Below are 21,225 nucleotides of genomic sequence, written 5' to 3' on the forward strand. Positions count from 1 at the left end.
ATTTCTGAGCTTTTATAATATTGAAGTATATTAGACAGACCTGCAATAAAAGAAAGCGTTTATCACGGCGATATTCGGAAATTTGATATGTCACAATTGTCACCAATTGATGCTCTTGCTTTTGGTTTTCCTTGCAACGATTTCAGCGTTGTTGGCGAACAGAAAGGCATAGAGGGTGTATATGGTCCGCTGTATACATATGGTGTAAAAGCTCTAAAAAAGTTTAAACCAATGTGGTTCTTAGCTGAAAATGTTGGAGGATTACGAACAGCAAATGATGGAAAAGCTTTTAAAAAGATTCTATCAGAATTAAAAAAAGCAGGGTACAACATAGTCCCTCACCTTTACAAATTCGAAGAATATGGAATTCCTCAAGCTCGTCATCGTATAATTATAGTTGGTATAAGAAAAGATCTTGACGTTGTATATCGTGTCCCATCTCCAAAACCCTATAAATACATTGATAATACTTGCAGGACAGCTATTGAGAATCCTCCTATACCAGCAGATGCATTTAACAACGAAAAAACAAAACAATCACCTCATGTTGTTGAACGACTAATGCATATAAAACCAGGTGAAAATGCTTTTACGGCAAATCTTCCTGAACATCTGCAGCTAAATGTCAAAGGAGCAAAAATAAGCCAAATTTATAAGCGCCTTGATCCTTGCAAACCGTCATATACTGTTACCGGCAGTGGTGGCGGCGGAACACATATTTATCATTGGAAAGAACCAAGAGCATTAACCAATAGAGAAAGAGCAAGACTGCAAACATTTCCGGACTCATATGAGTTCATAGGCAGCAAGGAAGGCGTAAGAAAACAAATTGGTATGGCTGTACCATGCAAAGGCGCTAAAATTATATTTGAAGCAATTTTAAAATGCTTTGCAGATATGAGTTACGAATATATCGATTCAAATATTGACGAATAGTTTTTTATACTATTCATTAGCAATCAATAAGGAGTTATTTAATGGACATAATAAATACAAACATAGGCTGGCCACCCGAAAATGGTAAATACTTCAACACCGTCTTACTTTACTCAGATAGTTGGGATGATTTTTTTTACCATACAACATTTCATATGGTATATGCAGATAGAGAAGGAATCATCAATTGGATTGGAACAATCAAAATATATTGCTATTACATTGATAAATATAGGACAGATGAATACAATAAACCAGTCCAAAAAGTAATCGGTACTAATATTAAAAAACTTGACAGCAACGTATTTTGTTCGCTAGGACAAGATTTGAACTTTTATAAGAAAATAATAGAGCTTATTCCTAAAGACTATAAAGATATACTAAATAGATTAAATGACCTTGCAACACATCCTGAGCTGCATGAAAGATTTCTTAACCAGCATGGCGTAAGAACCTCACTTTTAAGAGAATCCAGTGCTTCAAAAGCATTAAATGACGCCTTAAAATTATGCTTATCAGGCGATATAGAACGTAATGATATGTCATTTAATTATGCAGTTAAACTTCCGTTTTCGAAATTAATTTCGGAGCTGCATTTTAATTTCAGTAGCTCCACTAATATACCGTATAGAATCAATGTACTTATCGGAAAAAACGGTACGGGAAAAACAACAATTTTAGAATATCTAGCCAATTCACTAAGTGGTCTCAAATATTCTGCTGATGAACGTGAAGAAATGTTTATCGGAAAACGACCATTGTTTGATCGAGTAATCTCTATATCATACAGTGCATTCGATAAATTCATTAAACGTCCTTCTGGACACAACAATTATAACTCTATCAGTTATGTTTATTGTGGAATACAATCTGAATCGGGTACACTCTCATTAGAAAACTTACATTCAAATTTAATAAACTCAATAAAAATAATTAAAGAAAAAAAACGAATTGATTCTTGGAAAAAGGTAATTGGTGAAATAATAGAAGAAGAGCACAGTGAACTGATTGATCAAATACTAAATGATCCGAAAAATGAAATCAAGCTCAGTTCCGGACAACACATTCTTTTTTGTACTATAACAGAAGCTATAGCAAACATAGAAAACGAATCAATTATTCTGTTTGATGAACCTGAGCTTCATTTACATCCTAATGCTATTGCTAATATGATGAGAATGTTCTCATCATTATTGAATGAGTTTAACTCATATGCTATAATAGCTACTCATTCTCCGTTAATTATACAAGAGATACCATCAAGATATATTCAGACACTCACTAGAATAAACAACGAACTGTTAATTAGGAATCCTGATATTGAATGCTTTGGAGAAGATATTACAAGTATTACGGATGATATATTCGATGTTACTAATTCTGAAAGTAGTTATAAATCCGTGTTATTAGCAATGAGTAAAACTCTTTCATATGATGAAATATTGAAAGAATTCAATAATAATCTTTCTCTTAATGCAAAAATATATTTAAAAACATGCTGTAAGGAGAAGTAATAATATGCCGGAATTAACTGTTTTAGATGATTTCAATGGTGATCAAGAGATACTAGATGATAATAAAATTTTATTCAACAATATTTTGCAAAAGAAACATAAAGATGATCGTAAAAAGTTAAATAGTGTTAAAGAAGGAATTTTTGAAAGGTATGAATTATACCTTTCCCAAAAAAACAATTTAAGTGCTATTACACCGATTACTGATTATACTGAATATGAAGGAATAATGCGAAATGCATATAATAACAGTCTTGCTTTTAAAGAAAAAAGAAAACAACTGTTTAGCAAATTACCTGATGGTAAGAAGTCAACTTGCCCATATTGTCTTGTTTCTGAATCAAACACTTTAGATCATTATTTCCCCGAGACATACTTCACTGAATTCATTGTATTCATACCTAATCTTATCCCTTGTTGTTATAAATGTAACAAAAATAAAAGTACAGTTATAAGAAAGACGATTCATTTTTATTTTGATGCTATTCCTCAAGAACAATACTTGCTAATCGACATTTGTTTCGATGATCCTTACACTCCTTCAATTGAAATTTCACTCAAGGATAATACACCGGAATTAATAAAAAATCACTATGAATCTTTAAAACTAATTAATCGATACAAAGATAGATGTTCCGATGAGCTAGCTGTAAAATCTAAGTCATTGCTAAAATCTTTAAAAAAAGAACACTACGAAAGTGCAATTGATGTATTAAATGATGATGTTGAAACTCTTGAAGAAATTTATGGACAAAACTATTGGAAAGCATGTTTATATAAATCAATTGTTAATAGACAGGAAGAATTCAAAACTTTTTTGAATTCACTATAGTAGCTGTTGTTGCAAAAGTGAATGGCTATTGGGATACAGCAAACGCTATCAAAAATTCTGTGACTGTACCATAAAATGTCAAACTATAAATTTGAAATATCTCAAATATAAAAACGCGCTATAAAAGACCGGCTGTGAGCAGTCGGTCTTTTGTGTATTTAGAAACATGAGATGTTGTAAGTAAGCGTATAACCCCCCCGCATCATAAAAGCAAACAGCCGGGCAGATAACACCCGGCTGTAACATCATATTCTGGCTTTAATTTCTCCATTTCTCTTTGCGTCCATGTATATATCTTTGAAATCGGCTTTGCTGTTCGGACCGAATATGATCGGCATAACAGATACCAGGCCATCGGAAATGATCGCATTTTTAAATGGCAGAAGCGTTGCATCAAGCAAAGTTGGCATCGATGCATTTCTCAGCATTTCCTCCCAACTGCTGACAATGCCGTTTACAAGAAAAACAGAATTGTCATCGATCGATATAAATACCGATCCCTTTTTCAAATGTCGCTCAATGATAAATCTGCCGGTGATGCACCCTTTGTGATGGATGTTGTTTTGTCCATACCTGTTACCTCCTTGTCTGATCGACTCCAATGAACTCCATGGATCAATTCGGATTATTCAATTTACTTCATGGTGTTCCTTGGAGTTTATTATACTTTATTAGACTTCGGTGGGGTAGGTGCTGGGGGTTATACGCTTACCAATAAAAAGTCAATAGGCATAAATAAAGCGGAGGTAACGATTTGACGTTCCTCCGCTCTTTTAAATTATAGCGTTAATGTATCAAAGTAGTTCTCATCAATAAAAATCTGAGGGAAACTATGGTCTTGAGTTGTATCCTTATAAGCATTAACCCAGGCGTATTTAACCTTATCTTTCATTGAGCCGTCAACAGCTTCAAAATGCTTGGTTGCACAGCGAATCTTTATTTTCTCATCATCGCTGAGATTGCCAGCTTCTTTATCCCATTTTGTTTCTGCAATAAAATACATAGCAAGCTGTTCGTTGTCCTTTTGATAGACTATTGCCCAGTCAGGAGAATAGTTTCCAACAGGAGTTTCGATAACAAAACCGCCTTTTTTCAGTTTAGTATAAAGCAATACATTAGGATCTTCATCAAGAGCTTTAGCGAATTTATATTCGCCCTCACTATCAAACTTGTATTTAAGGTTCATCGCACGTCTGCGGGCTGGATTTGGAGTAAATAGATAACGTATTTCTTCCTCGTTAGCAATCTTATCAACCTCAAATATATCTTTCTCAGCTGAACCAACGCTTGCTACCAATTCTGCATCTAAGAATTGTTTGCTCTTATAAGAAACAAGCTGCTGATTGATAATGGATATTGCTTCTTCAAGGTAATCCTGATTATTAATCTTGTTCCTTGCTTTGTCAGATAACTTCTTTATTATTCTTATAATTGCAAGTCTTGGAAGCATAGTATGCATCATTATCATATTTACAAGTTCAAACAGAGGTCTTTCATCATAGGTTATAGTATGACTGGTGCTGTCTTCAACCTGTGATTGTGCATTACCCATCTGCATTTTACGAGAATCGCTAAAATCTACATCTGCTTTGGTAATCTTAAACTGTATGAAGTCATTCTTCTTGGCAAGCTGTCTTTCGATTTCAGAGGCAGTTGCAGAAATGAATTCATCTGTGTCAAGTTTATACCTATAAACAGATTTCTTTTGCAGAATTGTCAGCAGTTTACGATACATAGTAGCAAATTCGCCTTCATTAACGTAGCTCTGCATTTTGTTTTCAAACGGTTCTTCATCGCCATTTGTAATCTCAATCTTATTACTGCCCTTATCCTGCATAACGTTAACAAAGGATTCGATGATCTTATCAGAATGCTCGATAAGAGTAGGGTCATTGAACATAATATTTGGAAATTCTTCTGCCTCTTTAGTTAGAACGATTTTGCCAGATTTATCAATTTTAGCGGCACCAGAAGATAAAAGCTCTCGTTTGAATGCATCACACGCTTCTTCTATCTTATCAGCAGGGACTCCGGCTTTCAGCATAGTGAGTTTAACAACATCTGCACTGACTTCGTTTTTGTTAAAGCCAGTAGATTTGTTATAGTCGCTCTGTAATGTACTTGCAAAGTGATCAAAATAATCGTTAGCAACAACTGTAAGCTCATTAATGGTGCTATCATAGCAACGTGTACCCGTAATATCTACTGGAAGACGTAAGCCTCTGCCTACTTCCTGCTTCTTTGCAATATCACTGCCGCCTTCTTTTAGCGTTACCAATATAAAAACGTTAGGATTATCCCAACCTTCACGCAAAGCAGAGTGAGAAAAAATAAATGAAAGCGGTTCATCAAAGCTAATAAGCTCGTCCTTTTTATTCAAGATAAGATCAATACCTCTATCCACATCCTCCTGAGCTTTAGCTTTAAGACTGATATCCTCGTCATTGAGGTCACTGTTCCAGCCGTCAACCTCAACTACATTATGTTTCTTATCAACAGCAAAATAACCCTCTCGTACTTGTGATACAGGAACATCAGGATTCAAAATTGCAAATTCTTTTGGATACTGTTGTAAAATAGAGCTTTCAATAAGATTAGGCTGAGAACGTATATCCTCAAATACTCTATCAAATATACGCAGATATTCGCCTCTTCCGTCCTCACTATCTCCACGAACTTTGGCTACACTGTCTACGAAAAACAGAGTCAACACCTTTATCTTCTTGCCACTTGCAAGTATCTCTGATTGTTTGTTTATATGTGCTCGAATAGCGAGTTCTATTTGTTTTTCGACTGCTACAGAATGATCTATTTCGTCATTGCTCTTTCCTTTATTAAGCCAAAGAATATCTCCATCATCTTTACTAATCTGCAAAGGTTCATCCTTGCGTGGCTGGGTTGCTATGTACCAGTTGTGATACTGCGGTAGACCGCCTGAAAGCTCCTCCAATGAAGCATTACTGTCAACATCAAACTTTCGACAACGTATTATATCGCCCTGTTTCTTGTAGAATATCTCTATCCTTGCCTGCAAGGCTGATGTGAAATCAACATATCGAACATACGGAAAGTCCTTCGGCGTAAGGCTATGTACTGTCGTAACCTTGATACCCTTGACTAGCTTTTTCTTGTATGCATCATATGAATCAAGACGGTATATCGGATTGTACAGGTTTTTATGTGTTGCAGAGTATCGCAGTATCATAGGCGGATTCAGTTCCAGTATCGCTTTCATAGAAGCAGTTACTTTTTTGCCATCACCGTCAAGCTTCTGAGGTTCGTCTATAATTATTATAGGAGCTATCTCTTTTATATCATTCCAGATTACAATACCGTGCTCATCTTCTTGCCGCAACCGATTCTGTTCCTTATTAAAGCTGTGGTTAGTAATAAGCATAATAGAAAGATCAGTACTTTCTATTAGCTTATTTGTAACTTGTTCACGAGTTGCGTTTTTATCAAATACAAAGAAATGCTCAGATAAGTCAAGGTTATTGAACTTAGGCTTAAAATAGTCAGCAAAAGTTTCTATCGACTTCTTAACACCCATAAGAATAGGATTTGAAGGAACAACAATGATAAACTTCTTAAACTGTCCTCCAAACTCGCTCCATAAACGAAGAATAGTTTCCAGATATACAAAAGTCTTACCCGTACCTGTTTCCATTTCTATAGTAAACTGTGGTATGTTGCCTACAATACCGCTGTCCTTGAAAAGACCATTACGGTACTGTACGGTATTAAGATTCTGTATAAGTCTTGTTCCTGCGTTAAATCGAACGTTGGCTTCAGGGTGTGATGAAGTAAAGCGACGAATTACTGACTTGTCACTGTAAATACTACTTACAGCCTGACGATCTATACCTTTGAGCAAATCAATAACTGCGTTAACAGCATCTTCCTGATAGTCAAGCTCCTCAATCTGAAATCTTATCTTTTCACTCAATGCTGTTCACCCCTTAAATAAACTCAACGGTATAGTTGTTATACTTGCTCTTGCGTTCTTCCTCAGTCTGGTGACTTCTGATAAGAGCAGAGAGCTTTCTGAAAGAGAAGTCCTTGAATTCGATATTATCACCAAACGCACTGTCACGAAGAACAAACTTTGCAGGAGTCGGCTCAATATCAGCAAGTTTCTCAATAAGCTCGTCAGTAATTTCAGACTCTAAGCAGACAACAACTGCATCGGCAAATATATACGTTCTGTCACTGACGTCAGCAAGTTTTTCAATAGGCGTACTCAGAGGAATACCGTACTGGCGGAGCATGATTTCATAGACAATATCAGTATCATTGTGACCATCGGTAAAGTCGAGCTTTTCTGTATCACTTGATGCTCTATCGAGTTCTGAAAGCTCATCATCGTCCATAAGGTTCCAGCGGATAGTAGTTTTGCCGACTTCAAATACCTTAAAGCCGTCATCAAACTGTGCGTCGGGGTTGTCCTCGTGTATCTTCTTTGCTGCCCTGCGGATACGCTCCTTGCCTATCTCACAGATGTTCTTATACCCTGCCTTTGCCGCCTCGCTGTTTTCATCGCAGACTTCAGGGAGCTGAACAAGAATATACTTGCGATCTCCGCCGCCCTCTGCATTAAGCTGCATAACAGCGTGTGCGGTTGTGGCAGAACCAGAAAAGAAGTCCATAACAATTGAATTAGAATCTGTACCCATTTCCAACAGTCTGTAAATCATTTCTGCCGGTTTGGGATAATCAAATATTTTTCCTTCAAGAAGTTCTTTTACAGCAAGTGTTCCTTTTTCAGTATTAGTGTCTTTGTCCCACCATACTGATCGAGCCATCATTCTTCCTTCACGATATTTTTCGACTATCATATAGCTACCATTACGCATAGGTTTTGCTTTTATATTAATATTAAGATTAGCAAGTGCTTTTTCTTTACCCCATCGCCACACAACATTAATGCCTTGAGATTCTAACGGATAGAGTTCAATCCATCCTTCATGAGGTTCTAGTGAAATGTTATGCAAATGATATTCATCTTCTTCGTTTGGCTCAATATAAAAAGGGTAGTATAGATTAGGTCTATTTTCTTTGTTGAATTTTACATTTCTATTTCTGAGTTCTCTTAATTCAAAGCCCCCTAAATCATCAAACATTTTAAACTCATTTTCTTTATCTGTTATAAGGTTCAATTCCGTTTTATCTGATTTCATGTATGCAAGAACATAATCGTGCATTCTTGCGATTCCACCATAATCTCGTCCTCTTGGATTGCCAACAACTGTTATTTGACCAATAAAACAATGCTCGCTAAAAATACTATTACATATTTTACGTAGATTATCTATTTCATTATCATCAGCTGAAATAAAGATTACCCCGTTATCAGAAAGTAACTCTCTTGCCAATTTAAGCCGAGGATACATCATATTCAGCCAGTTGGTGTGATACCGTGAACTGTCCTTACCGTTCTTCTGAAAACGCACACCATCAACAACATCACCAGAAAGCTCTGCAAGCTCACCTTCTGTCATAGAAAAATCATCGTGATAAACAAAGTCACTTCCAGTATTATATGGAGGATCAATATAAATCATTTTTATTCTACCATGATAATTACGGCGTAGCAGTTTAAGGGCTTCAAGATTATCTCCCTCAATGTAGATGTTCTCAGTCGTATCTGGGTTGAGGCTATCCTCCGGCTTATAGCGGAGAGACTTTCCGAACAGGTCAGCCTGAGCTTCTTTCTTTGCTGCCTGTTTACCAGCCCAGGTGAAATCATAGTGTTCTGAGCCAACCTCAGCAAATTCGCCCATTTCCTCTCTGAGTGCTGTAAAATCGACTTCTCCGTCCTTTATAGCTTCGGGAAAGTACTGTCCAACGATTGAAAGGAAAAGCTCGGTGTTAGTTTTTGCAGTGTCCTGTTCACCAAGGATACCCTCGGAAACTCTCGGAAAATCATTCATTGTTCATATCCTCCTATACTCATAAAATTATATCAGACTCTGAAACCACGGAATAATCTGATCTAAAAACGGATGTACTTTATCTGCAAATGTCAGCAATGAACAACAAGCACTTGCAAACTTAGTTCCGGCATCAATACGGCTTAAAATTTTAAACTTATCCTTTACTCTGTTTTCATTCGGCTGTGCAGAAGTAAGCTCACCCTCGATAACATCAATACACTCATTGACGTCTTTTGCATCTTCTGGAGAAAGATCAGGTTTGATTGCTTCTCTCATTGAAGTAATGAGGTCTTTAAGCTGATCAGCGTCAATACCATAATTGTTCTGAACAGCACTTATGCTTGCATTATCATTGGCAATATTCACTTGCTGTCCGTGAATATTATAAGTAACATTATCGTCAATTCCCATTTCTATACCTACTTTCTTTAAGTAATCGCTTATATGATTTATAAGTGCATAAACTACGCTGTGATTAAACTCCTTTAACTTATCACAATATTCACTTGAAGATGAATATTGAAGCAATATGCGATGTGGAAACATCGGATAACTACGATTACAAATGACTTTTATAAAAGAATAGATTTCAGATGTTTCTTCATCTTCATCTAAACTGAAACTAATCTTTTCACCATCAATCATACATTCATCTATGTGCGATTCTATCGCAGAGGTGTACCCTCCACAACTATTTATATACTCCATTATCAGTTCGTTCTTTTCCAAATAGTTACAGAACCTTTTTAAGTCATCAAGATAACTATCAAAAGAAGACTGTAATAAACGGCTAGAAGCACTATTAAATTTAGACATGATAACTTTTAATTTTGTCTTATTTATCTCCAAAATCTGCACCTCCACAAAACGGACAATAGCTTACTGACATTTTTAATAACGGATTGATTTTTGCTGTTCTGTTACAGCATTTATAACTACATTCAACCAGATCCTCTATGCTTGAATATATTGCAGGTTCATATTCCTTTTTAGGCTTGCGCCCAGCTTTAAACTTCACAAATTTATTATGTGAAAACTGCCTTTCCAACTTCTTTGAGAAATCATCCAATAAATCCTGAGCGTAATTATTTATTTTTGCATTAGCGAGTTGCATAACGTCTTCTGTAATATAAGAATCGCTTATCAAACCGCAATTAGGACAGTATATGTTCAGCAGTTCGTCAGTTTCTATATCATACGGAGTGCATTTGAAGTATTCTCCGCAATGTTCGCATTGCATCAATACATACCCTTCGTTATCAGAAGGAATAGATATTGTTATTATTTCTTCACTCATTTTCTTCTCCTGAATACAGAACCTTCAGTTTTTGAATATTATCCTTAATCTGCTTGTTATAATCACTTTTCTCAGATAGAGTTTTCGCTTTTGAAACAGAAAGTTTTAATGCTTTGAGTTTCTTTAATAGCGGAAAACAAAGGATAAGTTTGTTATCATCATACCACATTTTACTGTCAAGCAAAGCATCATCATTTTTGAAAAGACCATGATTAAAAACAAGGAATGCCTTACACATCATTTCAAGGTAATAGCTGTGCTTGTTATTGCGGTTTAGTATCGTTTCATAGTCGATATAAAGAGAGAACAATGTTTTAAGATCATTTTGAAAATCGAGTGGAAGTTTGTCAGTAACATACTCCTCCTCAATGATAAAACTTCTTTCGTTCTGCTTATTCAGTCTTTTATCGGCAAAGCTGTAAACTGCGTTTGATCCGTCAGTAAACTCAATTATGCAAAGCGGTGCAATGCACTTTTGAACAATCTTAGCAATAAAAGATGCTTGTTTAAGGTCTTTCAGTTTAATTCTCAGAAACATTATAACCTGACAATTATATTCATCATTTACGAGATTGGGAATGTCAAATCCCTCTATCTGATACATTAATCGAATTTCTTCAACTGATGATTCAAATCGCTTCTTTTCAGCCCCCGCAAGCGGTGCGCCTTTTACAAAAGTGACTTTTGCGATAGGAGCATCCTTGCGATATTTCTGAGGTAATGAAAGCATAATTACGCCTCCTTACGCACAATGATGAATGAAACGAGCTCAAAATCATCGCTGGTTTTGTTGGCAAAATCATTCTTGAAGCCGCCGAAATCAAACAATGTGAAGCCTGCATTATCCTCCTCAACCTTCTGTATTGAATCAACGACCTTACTGAGCAAATGAGAATACTTGCCCATATCTTTTGTTTGCTTGGTTTCTTTAAGGAAAGCCTGTACAAGCTCGGTGTTAACTTGATCTTTTCCGTAGCATAGTCCACGCATTCGCTTTAGTAATTCTCTTGCCTGCGTACTGTCAAACAAGATTTCCTCCTCATCTGAGATAAATGCCAGATAATACGGGAAGAGAGAACTGTCTGAATTCGGCTTATCTTCGTTATTGCGATACTTAAAACAGAAAAGGACACCTTCTCTGTCCAGACCTATTTCTCTTGGAATTGCAATAGAATAAATACCTCTCGGCACTCTCAACAATTCAGGGTAAGCCTTAATGTATTGCGAAAGTTCATAAATATACTGATTCATATTAAGATCAGTAATAGAAATTGTATCCGCTGCATCGTCAATATCTATTACTTCGTTCTTCAGCTTTTCCATCTGTTTTGTACGGAAGCTAATATCGTTCATTTCAGGTTCAAGCAGGTTATCGTCACCCGTTGAAACAATATTAGACTGCACCATCTTCTTTTTAACTCTGCTTTCAAGACCAAGATATTCATTCAGCTCAACAGCAGGGAAGAAATTAATCAGTTTTATATACGCATTTGTACTGCCAATACGATCTATTCTTCCAAAACGCTGAATAAGCGTAACCGGATTCCATTGAATATCGTAGTTGATTACGGTATCGCAATCTTGCAAGTTCTGACCTTCGGAAATACAATCCGTACCGATAAGGACGGTTATTTGTCTGCTTTCAGGAATGTCAGTATGCTTGGATCTCGGAGAAAAACAAGTCAGTATCTTGTTAAAGTCAAAGTTTTTCCTCATACCCTTATCAAGAGGTAAAGTTGTTCTTGGCTTTGCTGAACCGCTTACCATTGCACAATAATAGCCATTACTGAGCAACTCCTGTGCTATACTGTCATAAAGATAATTTGCAGTATCAGCAAATGCAGAGAATATGAGGATTTTCTTGTTACCTGCATTTGTTGGTGTAGCTTCGATCTTATGCTTTATTATCTCCCTGAGTTTTGCAAGTTTTTCATCTCTATTATTATCAAGAATAGCTCGTGCTTGCTCACGCAAATGCTCAACAATTCTTTTATCAAACTGTAAGTCTTCGATGTATTTCTCCTTATCAAGATGAGCAACCTTGATGTCAAGTTTATATTCAAGTGATGTTTCTTCATCATCATAATATGATTCATCAGTAAGGGTGTCATCGTTGGCAGATAAGAGTGCGATGTAACGATCTATTCTTGCGTTCTGTTTACTAAGCGTCTGCTCAAATGAATAAACTGAGCTTTCAAGGCGCTTGAACAGATTAAACATCTGCAATATTTTAGTTGTATTATCACGCATTTCCTGGTTAAAAATCATTTTTCCTTTATGGAATGTTGCGTATTTTTCAAGATACATCTGACGATATTCTTTCTTTATGTATCGTACAGGAGTGTAAGCTGCAAGCAGTAATTCTTCAAGAACCATTAAGGTATCTCGGAAAATAAGCAGCTCATGCTTAGAATCTATATCAGGATTATGTGTATCAACAGGCAGTTTTAATGGGAATGATCCTATGTCACTGCTATTGTAGTAATTAGTTATATGCTTACGGCTACGGCTTATAGTAAGTAATTCCAACAGATCAAAGAAATCCTTCGGAAGTGCATCATAGAGTTGGCTCTTAGCATTTCTTCCGTTCTTCTCCCAGTTGTTAAATACAATAGAAGCTCTGCGTAAAGTCTGCCCTATGCTTTCAATACCTTCCTTTTCATAAGCATCATCACGGTCTGCAGTAATAAGACTGATTTGATTTTTCAGGTCAGAGAGATTGTTATTAACAGGGGTTGCTGATAACAAGAGCACTTTAGTCCGGTTTTTCTTTTTAACTACTGTTTCAAGCAATCTCTGATAACGTGTTTCACTTTCTTCCTTTTCTACTCGGTTACGGAAATTATGTGATTCGTCAATAACAATTAGATCAAAACGACTCCAGTCAAAACGTTCAAGGTCTATTCCACTTCTTGATGTTCCGCTATATCTCGAAAGATCGGTATGACAAAGAACCTTATACCTGATATTGTCATCAGATAAAGGGTTATCGCTATAATCATTATCTCTGTACGAATCCCAGTTATTATATAACTTTGCAGGAGTAAGCACAAGAATATTATCCTGCCTGTCAGAGAAATACTTAATTACGGCAAGAGCCTCAAATGTTTTTCCTAAACCAACACTATCAGCAATAATACAGCCATTATACTTATTTATCTTCTGAATAGCATACAAAACAGCCTCTTTTTGGAAATCAAAGAGCATATTCCAGATAATACTCTCCTTAAATCCGGCGTTATCTCTTTCAAATCGCTGTACGCCTTCATCTATTTTATTACCGAACAGTTCATTAAGCGTAAAGTAATAAGCAAATTCAGGTGAATGCTCCTTATACACAAAAGAAAGGCTTTTTAGTAATTCATCTTTGAAATCCGATGTGAGCTGATCGGAAAGCCATATTCTTTCAAATTCATTTCTAAAATTAGTTATCTGCGACTGATCCATACTACTATCTATCGTCGTGTTGAAGTTGACACTTCTTTCAGAGTGTTCTTCACTCAGTTCAAGAGAAGTAGTACCAGTGATCATAAAATCCTCGTCAACAATAAGTACATTGATACCTATCTTTGCACGGGGATTAAGTTTTCTTATTTCAACATGATTCTTGATAAAATCATGCATAGCTTTAGCCTTAGCAAAATGAGTCAGTTCGTTTTTCTCAATTATATCATATTCGTTGTAGAGTGTATCATTGGGATTCATCTCAAACTCACGAGATACCTCATCTTTAGGAAGATGAGGATTATCACGAATAATAAGATAAATCCTGCGAACATTTCTCAGGCTCTTTTCGAGCACAGAAAATACAGATAATGTGAGTTTATCGTTGATAATATAAACATCAGCATTACTTTTATTTGAAAGAACCTGATTCAGTTTATCAATATACTCGCTAGACGATCTCATATATTTCACCTTACTTTATGAAGTATACTATAGATTTTATTATACCACAAAAAGGAAGAAATAGCAAGATAATATGAAGATGTTTTTGGGCAAAATAACCGATTTGTAACTCTTGACAGTTTTGCCTATAAATATGATATATTAAGTTTATCTTTATTCGCATAAGGTGATATAAGGCAAGAATAACATAACATCAGACGCTCAAAATTTGTTCTGAACAGATAAACCGAAAAACAACCTTTTCAGATAGCATATTTGACGAATATACGAAAATATGGTATAATCATAAAAAGAACTTTGACTGTAGACAAAATTAAAAAAAGAGGACTTCTGCGTTGCAAAAGTCCTCTTGTCATATAATATTATTTTCTTAATACAATTCCCAGCTTCAAGTTTGGATATTTAATTATTATAGTAATATTATAGTAAGTATAAGTGAAGGACTAATCAATATAACTGCGAGAGGAGGAAATTTCATGAAGAATAAACTGTTGATCGCAGCTATGATGTTCGTAATAACATTAACATCGTGTGTTTCCTATAATACTAGAAACAAAGCTTCTGATACAGATAAACCTACTTCCTCGGCTCAGACAGAAATTATAACGTCTGAAGCAGATAAAGAAACACGTTCTGCAACTACTACTACTGCTGCCACTACATCTATAACTGAAACAACAATGGTTTCAGAGACCACAACATCAGCAACAACTAGCGTAGAACCTGAAAAGCAATCTACGCAGTTTTCCATAAATGATATTCCTTCTTTCAGTAATGCACCTTACTGTGAGGTAAACGACAATAAGCCGTTTTTTAATAACGATGAGATCACAACACAGTCCTATGAATACTATCCTGAACTTGATAATCTAGGTCGTTGTGGCACGTGTATCGCTTGCATTTCCATTGATATGATGCCGACAACTGAGCGTGAGGGCATTGGAATGATTAAGCCTTCAGGCTGGCAACTAAGCAAGTATGACTTTGTTGACGGCAAATACCTGTTTAACATATGTTAAGAACAGTATATGTTCAAATTATTCAAGTACAAGGAAGATATAATCATGAAGAGAACGATACTTTATTGTAAGTTATGGTATTGATGTTATCCATTCTCATAGGATTTAGCTCTTTAGAATCTGTCTTTGAGAAGGGTTAATACGTTCTTTGCGATCGGGTTGGCAGACAACACGCCTAATACATTGTATCATATCTGAACTCTTCGGGTAACTCTCTCCGTTCTGAATAGTAACAATAAACCTGTAGCAGTATCTACCGGAATTAATTATGAATATGATAAACTAATATTTGCATATCCAATTATAGCAGATATCGGTGGGTATGTATGCTATAATAAAACAGAGCCAGTTAGCCCCCAAGGCACGGTGGGGTAAGTGCTGAGGATTTGACGGTATCTAATATACTCCAATGAACTCCATGATACTTCTTTGAGTTTATTATACTCCATTAGACTTCGGTGGTGTGTATGCCGCTCAGACTGCCACAGCTGCACGGGCATTTTGCCCACCCTCGCCGGTGACTGCCCAGTAAAAATCGAAAACAATATAAATCTCACTCGCATTCCGGCAGTGCAGGGATACGTCGCAGTTATTACGCTGTTTAGGCGGCAATTTGATGAAAGCGGAGGTTGTTTTTTCATGGGAGTTGTGGTATAATAAATCGTGAATAAAACACCTCTGATCAGGATTCAATTTCAGGAGGCATTATGAATAAAGCAAAAAAATACTTTGGAGGAAATGTATTCTCGATCTGTTTCATACTTTTTCTCCTGCTCAGGCGGTTACCCAATAATGGGGATTGGTATTATTACTGTAATGTTATATTGTGTTCCGTTGTGATTGTATCCGGGGTTGCTCTTGTGGTATATAGTTTGAAATCATCAAGACATATAAAATACGATTATTGTATTAGTATTCTGATAGCAGCTCTGTTATCGTTCAACCTGTATATCGATCTTTTTACAGGTAAAAAAGAAACCGTTAACGATCAATTCCATATTGTTACCAAAGAGTTTTCCATAAATCATCCAGATTCAAAAAATACCATAAAGATTCCGTATAATGGTGCTTACATTGAATTATATATCACTGATCAGCAGTGGGAATACCTCATCAATAACAATCCGATGAATAAAAGCAAAATGGTTGTTGATCCTATAACCGGTGATACGCATCAACCACACATGTATCCTGTCAAAGTCATTTTTTATGAAAAGTCTAAAATCATCAGCACCATTGAAATCATTGAATAATCAATGCTCTGCTATGAATGCAAATTTGATTATTGCATAGTAATTAATGATTTCCAAAGGAAACCGAATACGCCCTAAAAGCTGTGAAGCGCCATCCGCTCCGCAGCTTTTTTAATTTGCAGTATAAACCTCTGCGAAAACAGAATTCTCTAAAGTTCATGCATTATGTTCCAAGACAAGCGTTTTATAGTAACCGTCAAACCATCCGCGCCTAGACCTCCGGTGTCCGAAATGGTATAATAAACTTCAAGCAATATCGACATTTGTGACATCATCATCTATCGGCCATCCTATCTGATGCTTTGCAACAAGATCCAGAACATTCTTGACCGTGTGATGTGAAACTTGCAGCAATCTGTCTCAGACTGTAGCCTTTATTGCTGAGCCTGAGAATTCCTTTGTAGTCTACCATGTGATAGACCTCCTTGGTGTATAGTCACGTCATAGACGTGCCATACAAAGTATATCACTTATTGCCGGGCAGTGCCCGTGGGCAGTCACCGGCGAGGGTGGGCAAAATGCCCGTGCAGCTGTGGCAGTCTGAGCGGCATACACAGGTGGGGAGTTCGACGGGTTTGACATGTACGAATTAATAAAAAATAGTTAGTAACCGTCAAACTTGATGCTTATGTTTTTTCACCCGTTAGAATTTTACCCATGTCGGGAAAAAAAGTGCAGCAGATGTTGGTCTGCTGCACTTTCTGGTGAATTACGGATTCCTTGTAATTTAACATGTTCAAAAGTTATATTGTCAATTGTGAAAGTTGCATTTTATAGCGCATATGAATCAAATTCTTTTGGATCATAATATATTTCGATTGAAGCATCTTTTAAAACAGCTAGTTCTTTTTCTGACATTTGTCCTTCACGAATTAAAATCCTTTTCAATGAACGCATATCGGCAAGTCGGTATACATCTATATCTTGAAAATCAATTATATCCAGATTGACTATTTGATCGAGCTCGTAAAGACCTGATGGATCTTTAAGATAAGCTTTGTATAAATCTAAAGTTTTAAGATTTTCGATTGCTTTCAGTGCTGATAAATCTTCTATTGTAGATTCAGCAAGATCTAATTTCTCTAAGGAATTAATTCGGCTGATATCATATATCGCATCCGATGACAGATAAGAAAATGAAATTTCTAAGAATGTAAGCTTTTTGAATTTCTCTATTTCATTCATATCCCAGTTTACCAAACGATTTATATCGACAATTCTTAAGCACTTCAAATCAGAAATATGGCGAAGGGCGGATCCATCGATTTTTTCTGATGATGATAAAGATATATATCCAAATTGTAATTCTTCTAGTTCATCCATATCACTTAAAAAAGATAAGCTGTTTATCTTTGAAGTACGAATATTAAGGACTTTTAGCTTTTTGAAATTATTTAGCTTACCTTCATGAAGTGTTGATGCTTTTTCCTTTGAAAGATCCAAGTTTGTAGTTTTATAAGAATAAATATGTCCATTTATTATAGTATAGTGAGAGAAAAACACGATAACAGAAATAATGATTGCAAATAAAAGCGCTATAAAAGAAAACCTTTTAATCATTTGGTATCCATTCTCCAGTTTCATTTTCCACTACAGAAATAATCCACTCTCCATTTTCGTCTTTATGTGGAGCATATATATTTAATGGAACGATATTTTTTATGCGATAGGATGTATATCCAAATAATGAACCTAGTAGTGTTGGATCAGCGTAACGATTTATATAACCATTATTTTCCCATCCTGCCCAGTCTATATCACATTCATATATTTTCTGATATGAAGGATAATCTGTTCGGTAATAACTTGTAATTGCCATCTTTATATTATACTTACCTTCATATAGAGCTTTTTTTATTTTAGATTTGTCAAATTCTTCTATTAAATCTACAGCTGTTAAATATGCACCGAATATCGTAATTCCTACGCCACATTTTCCTGCTAACTGTTCTCCAAGCCTAGCAGTTACACTGGGAATTACAACGACTACTCCTGCCGCTGTATTTGTAGGGCCTATTATTGATAAAATTTTTGACAATTTATCATTTGACAAGCCTGCAAAGGCATCATGGAAAATTTGAGCATAATGTTCACAAGCTTTATTATTTTGTTCTTCAGTTTTACTATCAAAATCATCAACTTTTAGCTCATCGCCTTCACCATATAGGGCATAATTTTCAATTATACCTTTAACAGTACTATCACTGAGGTAATAGACCACATTAGTGTAAATTGAATCTTCATCTGTATAATCAAGAAAAGCTCCATTTGGCGCATAAACCCAGTTATCCTGTGCTATAGTAACTTCACAAGTATCAGCAATTTTAGAGTTGTTGATAATCTCAATCTCGTATTCATGACCGTTTTTCAATGGTAAAGTATAACTAACAGAATTAGTACCATTAATTCGCTCAAATTTACATCCATCCTTATGGACTGTAAGTTTAACATTCTCAAGTTCTGTGTTGGTTATTGTTATTTTATAGTCTGTATCCTTCGTAGGAGCTAATATAAACCGAAAACTCTTATTGCCAGTTTTTCTTGTAAATTTATAACAATTTTTAAATTCATCACCACCATCTACACTTATCCTGCGTAATTCACCATCAGTCAAATCACTTACTGAATCTAAGGGTGGATTCATACCATATATACTGTTTGAATCATCAAGATTTACATCAGTGATCTTTATCGGATCTTCCGTTAACGGGGAAACATCTATCTTATCGTTCAGATAATCCCCATCCGTATCCGGTGTACTGGGATCAGAATACATTTTATAATAATACTTATCAGGAATGTTAGGATCATTCGATGCCTCATAAATCAGAGTGGGATTCATTTCAACATTATCATCCAGTCCATCACCATCGGAATCTTTCTTTTCGGGATTAGTACGAGCATGTGTAGTAGTTCCGTTTGATTTATACATCCAGCCGTTTATCTCTTCAACATCAAAAAAACCATCTTCGTCAGTATCTTTATAATATTGTGTTGTTGATGTATGTTCTATAGGAGTTGAAAGGATCTTTTTTAGTTTTTCAATATTTTCCGGTGAATAATTAAAATATTCACCATTTGATCCTTTTGCAATACTATCAAGCAGTGAATCATGTTCACCTCGAAAATCAACAAAATAGAATACAGTATTATGTGCTAAAATTTGTTGTATCGTTTCTGTAGGATGATGATTAGATACGTAATAATCATCAAGTACTAACACTATAGTTATTTCCCTAGCTTTTCTAGAACCATCTTTTAAGCTTGAAGGAATGTACAAATCCGATGTCGATGTTCTTATCTGCTCCAAAAGATTAGTGACCTCCCAAAACCAGACCGATGGATCGCTCAAATCATCAATGATATCATCTAATGAGGGAGTAAACTTACCAGAAGTGCTTAAACCATCATAATTTGTAAGTATTCTATTAGTATAAAAACCTCGACGAAAGGGCGATGACGATTCTGATAAATCCTTTAAAACTTCTAAATATAAGCTGTCAGATAATAAATTTTTATTGCGGGTGTTTATTACTTCAAAAAAAACTGATGGTGAGCGAAAAGTTATTTTTGAACTTAAAGACGTCCTGTAAAGGCTCTCAATTCCTCTCCACCTAGCTACCCATTTATTAGCATCGACCAGCATATAATCGCTAAAATGTGTAGTTTCCACACTGACAGTCGAATTACCCGCATTGTGTTCGGTTTCAAGTTCAACAAATTTATCATTATCCCTGTCATACCACAAAAACATCAAATCTTCAAAGTTTGTATCTTCAAGCTTGCTTTGATCTACTTTAAATGTAATAGTGGCATTATTGAAATCCGAAGTGGTCTCGATTGAGAATGGTTCACCTACAAGTCCGACTACTTCGGAACACATAGCATCCTCGTCCATTATGCTCTCGACCTGCATAGTCTTGCTGAGATCACCTGTACATTCCATTGCGACCTGCACTTCAGTAACAGCGCAGTCTTCATTTTCTACTTCGTATGTGAAAGTCTGATCATGCTTTTCAAGTCTGCTCAGTTCGACAAGATCTATAACATCAACCTCACCGTCAAAGTTAACATCAGCCTTTACCAAATCCAACTCATTGTCACCAACTAAACAAGCAAGCCAGCGATGTAAAAGATTTGTATCATCAGAATTAATTTCACCGTCGTTGTTGACATCGCCTTGAATTATTTTGTAGGTGTCTTCTTCGTCTGTTACTACATCATCAGATACGATATCCGCATTGCTTGTGTAGCTGTTACTGTTATCAGTCAAACTATACAGATCCTGCGAACTTTCTTCCTCAGCATTTGCAGGTAAAACTGCTGACATACTTGTTATCATAGCCAATGATAACATTCCAGAAACGATACGTTTCAGCTTTTTTGATCTTTTTAGATCCATATTAACCCTCCTTATTTTTGTGGATCTTAAATACCCACATAAAAAAATTATATCATGCATCAACCATATAGTCAATATTTTACAAATTTATTCAGAAGTATTTACTTTAAAGTTTAATTTTTTTAAGCAG

Annotated in this window: 14 protein-coding genes; 5 read left to right on the forward strand and 9 right to left on the reverse strand. The window is 35.7% G+C overall.

The features are described from left to right. The first annotated feature begins 45 nt into the window (after window positions 1-45). Genes N773_RS0112640 through N773_RS0112650 form a run of 3 tightly spaced genes read left to right on the forward strand, consistent with a single transcriptional unit; the run spans window position 46 to window position 3,282 of the window. Window positions 46-936, forward strand: coding sequence for a DNA cytosine methyltransferase (locus tag N773_RS0112640; RefSeq protein ID WP_347495438.1), 891 nt, complete (start codon window positions 46-48; stop codon window positions 934-936). A 41-nt stretch (window positions 937-977) separates the two neighbouring features. Continuing rightward, complete coding sequence (locus N773_RS0112645) at window positions 978-2,450, forward strand: AAA family ATPase (RefSeq protein WP_024858124.1); 1,473 nt, start codon at window positions 978-980, stop codon at window positions 2,448-2,450. Window positions 2,451-2,454: 4 nt separating this feature from the next. After that, entirely contained in the window at window positions 2,455-3,282 is an 828-nt protein-coding gene (locus N773_RS0112650; RefSeq protein WP_024858125.1) for a hypothetical protein, read from the forward strand. Between the two features lie 245 nt (window positions 3,283-3,527). Here the strand turns inward: N773_RS0112650 and N773_RS0112655 are convergent, their stop codons facing one another. The 7 genes from N773_RS0112655 to N773_RS0112685 form a co-directional block, all read right to left on the reverse strand. Then, window positions 3,528-3,791 carry a hypothetical protein gene (locus tag N773_RS0112655; protein WP_024858126.1) on the reverse strand — a complete coding sequence of 88 codons (264 nt, stop codon included), beginning with the start codon at window positions 3,789-3,791 and terminating at the stop codon, window positions 3,528-3,530. Between the two features lie 269 nt (window positions 3,792-4,060). Further along, window positions 4,061-7,228 carry a DEAD/DEAH box helicase family protein gene (locus N773_RS0112660; RefSeq protein ID WP_024858127.1) on the reverse strand — a complete coding sequence of 1,056 codons (3,168 nt, stop codon included), beginning with the start codon at window positions 7,226-7,228 and terminating at the stop codon, window positions 4,061-4,063. 13 nt (window positions 7,229-7,241) lie between these two features. Beyond that, entirely contained in the window at window positions 7,242-9,212 is a 1,971-nt protein-coding gene (locus N773_RS0112665; RefSeq protein ID WP_024858128.1) for a site-specific DNA-methyltransferase, read from the reverse strand. A 27-nt stretch (window positions 9,213-9,239) separates the two neighbouring features. Further along, the gene (locus tag N773_RS0112670; protein ID WP_024858129.1) at window positions 9,240-10,064 is read right to left on the reverse strand and encodes a hypothetical protein; all 825 of its coding nucleotides are present in this window, start codon (window positions 10,062-10,064) and stop codon (window positions 9,240-9,242) included. Continuing rightward, window positions 10,051-10,512, reverse strand: coding sequence for a hypothetical protein (locus tag N773_RS0112675; protein WP_024858130.1), 462 nt, complete (start codon window positions 10,510-10,512; stop codon window positions 10,051-10,053). The genes N773_RS0112670 and N773_RS0112675 overlap by 14 nt, the downstream gene beginning before the upstream one ends. Beyond that, window positions 10,505-11,242, reverse strand: coding sequence for a DUF4391 domain-containing protein (locus tag N773_RS0112680; RefSeq protein ID WP_024858131.1), 738 nt, complete (start codon window positions 11,240-11,242; stop codon window positions 10,505-10,507). The genes N773_RS0112675 and N773_RS0112680 overlap by 8 nt, the downstream gene beginning before the upstream one ends. Window positions 11,243-11,244: 2 nt before the next feature. Next, entirely contained in the window at window positions 11,245-14,421 is a 3,177-nt protein-coding gene (locus N773_RS0112685) for a helicase-related protein (RefSeq protein ID WP_024858132.1), read from the reverse strand. Between the two features lie 476 nt (window positions 14,422-14,897). Between N773_RS0112685 and N773_RS21325 the strand changes: the two genes are divergently transcribed. Together N773_RS21325 and N773_RS0112695 are read left to right on the forward strand one after the other, a co-directional pair. Further along, a complete protein-coding gene (locus N773_RS21325) occupies window positions 14,898-15,440 on the forward strand; it encodes a hypothetical protein (RefSeq protein WP_051454285.1) in 543 nt (180 codons plus the stop codon). 707 nt (window positions 15,441-16,147) lie between these two features. Next, on the forward strand, window positions 16,148-16,693 hold the full coding sequence (locus N773_RS0112695) for a hypothetical protein (RefSeq protein ID WP_024858133.1): 546 nt from the start codon (window positions 16,148-16,150) through the stop codon (window positions 16,691-16,693). Window positions 16,694-17,464: 771 nt separating this feature from the next. Here N773_RS0112695 and N773_RS0112710 read toward each other — a convergent pair. Continuing rightward, complete coding sequence (locus tag N773_RS0112710) at window positions 17,465-18,277, reverse strand: hypothetical protein (protein WP_196231645.1); 813 nt, start codon at window positions 18,275-18,277, stop codon at window positions 17,465-17,467. After that, entirely contained in the window at window positions 18,246-21,095 is a 2,850-nt protein-coding gene (locus tag N773_RS0112715; protein ID WP_024858135.1) for a dockerin type I repeat-containing protein, read from the reverse strand. The genes N773_RS0112710 and N773_RS0112715 overlap by 32 nt, the downstream gene beginning before the upstream one ends. Window positions 21,096-21,225: the final 130 nt, after the last annotated feature.

Origin of the sequence: Ruminococcus albus AD2013, assembly GCF_000526775.1 — a bacterium.
Classification (GTDB): Bacteria; Bacillota; Clostridia; order Oscillospirales; family Ruminococcaceae; genus Hominimerdicola; species Hominimerdicola alba_A.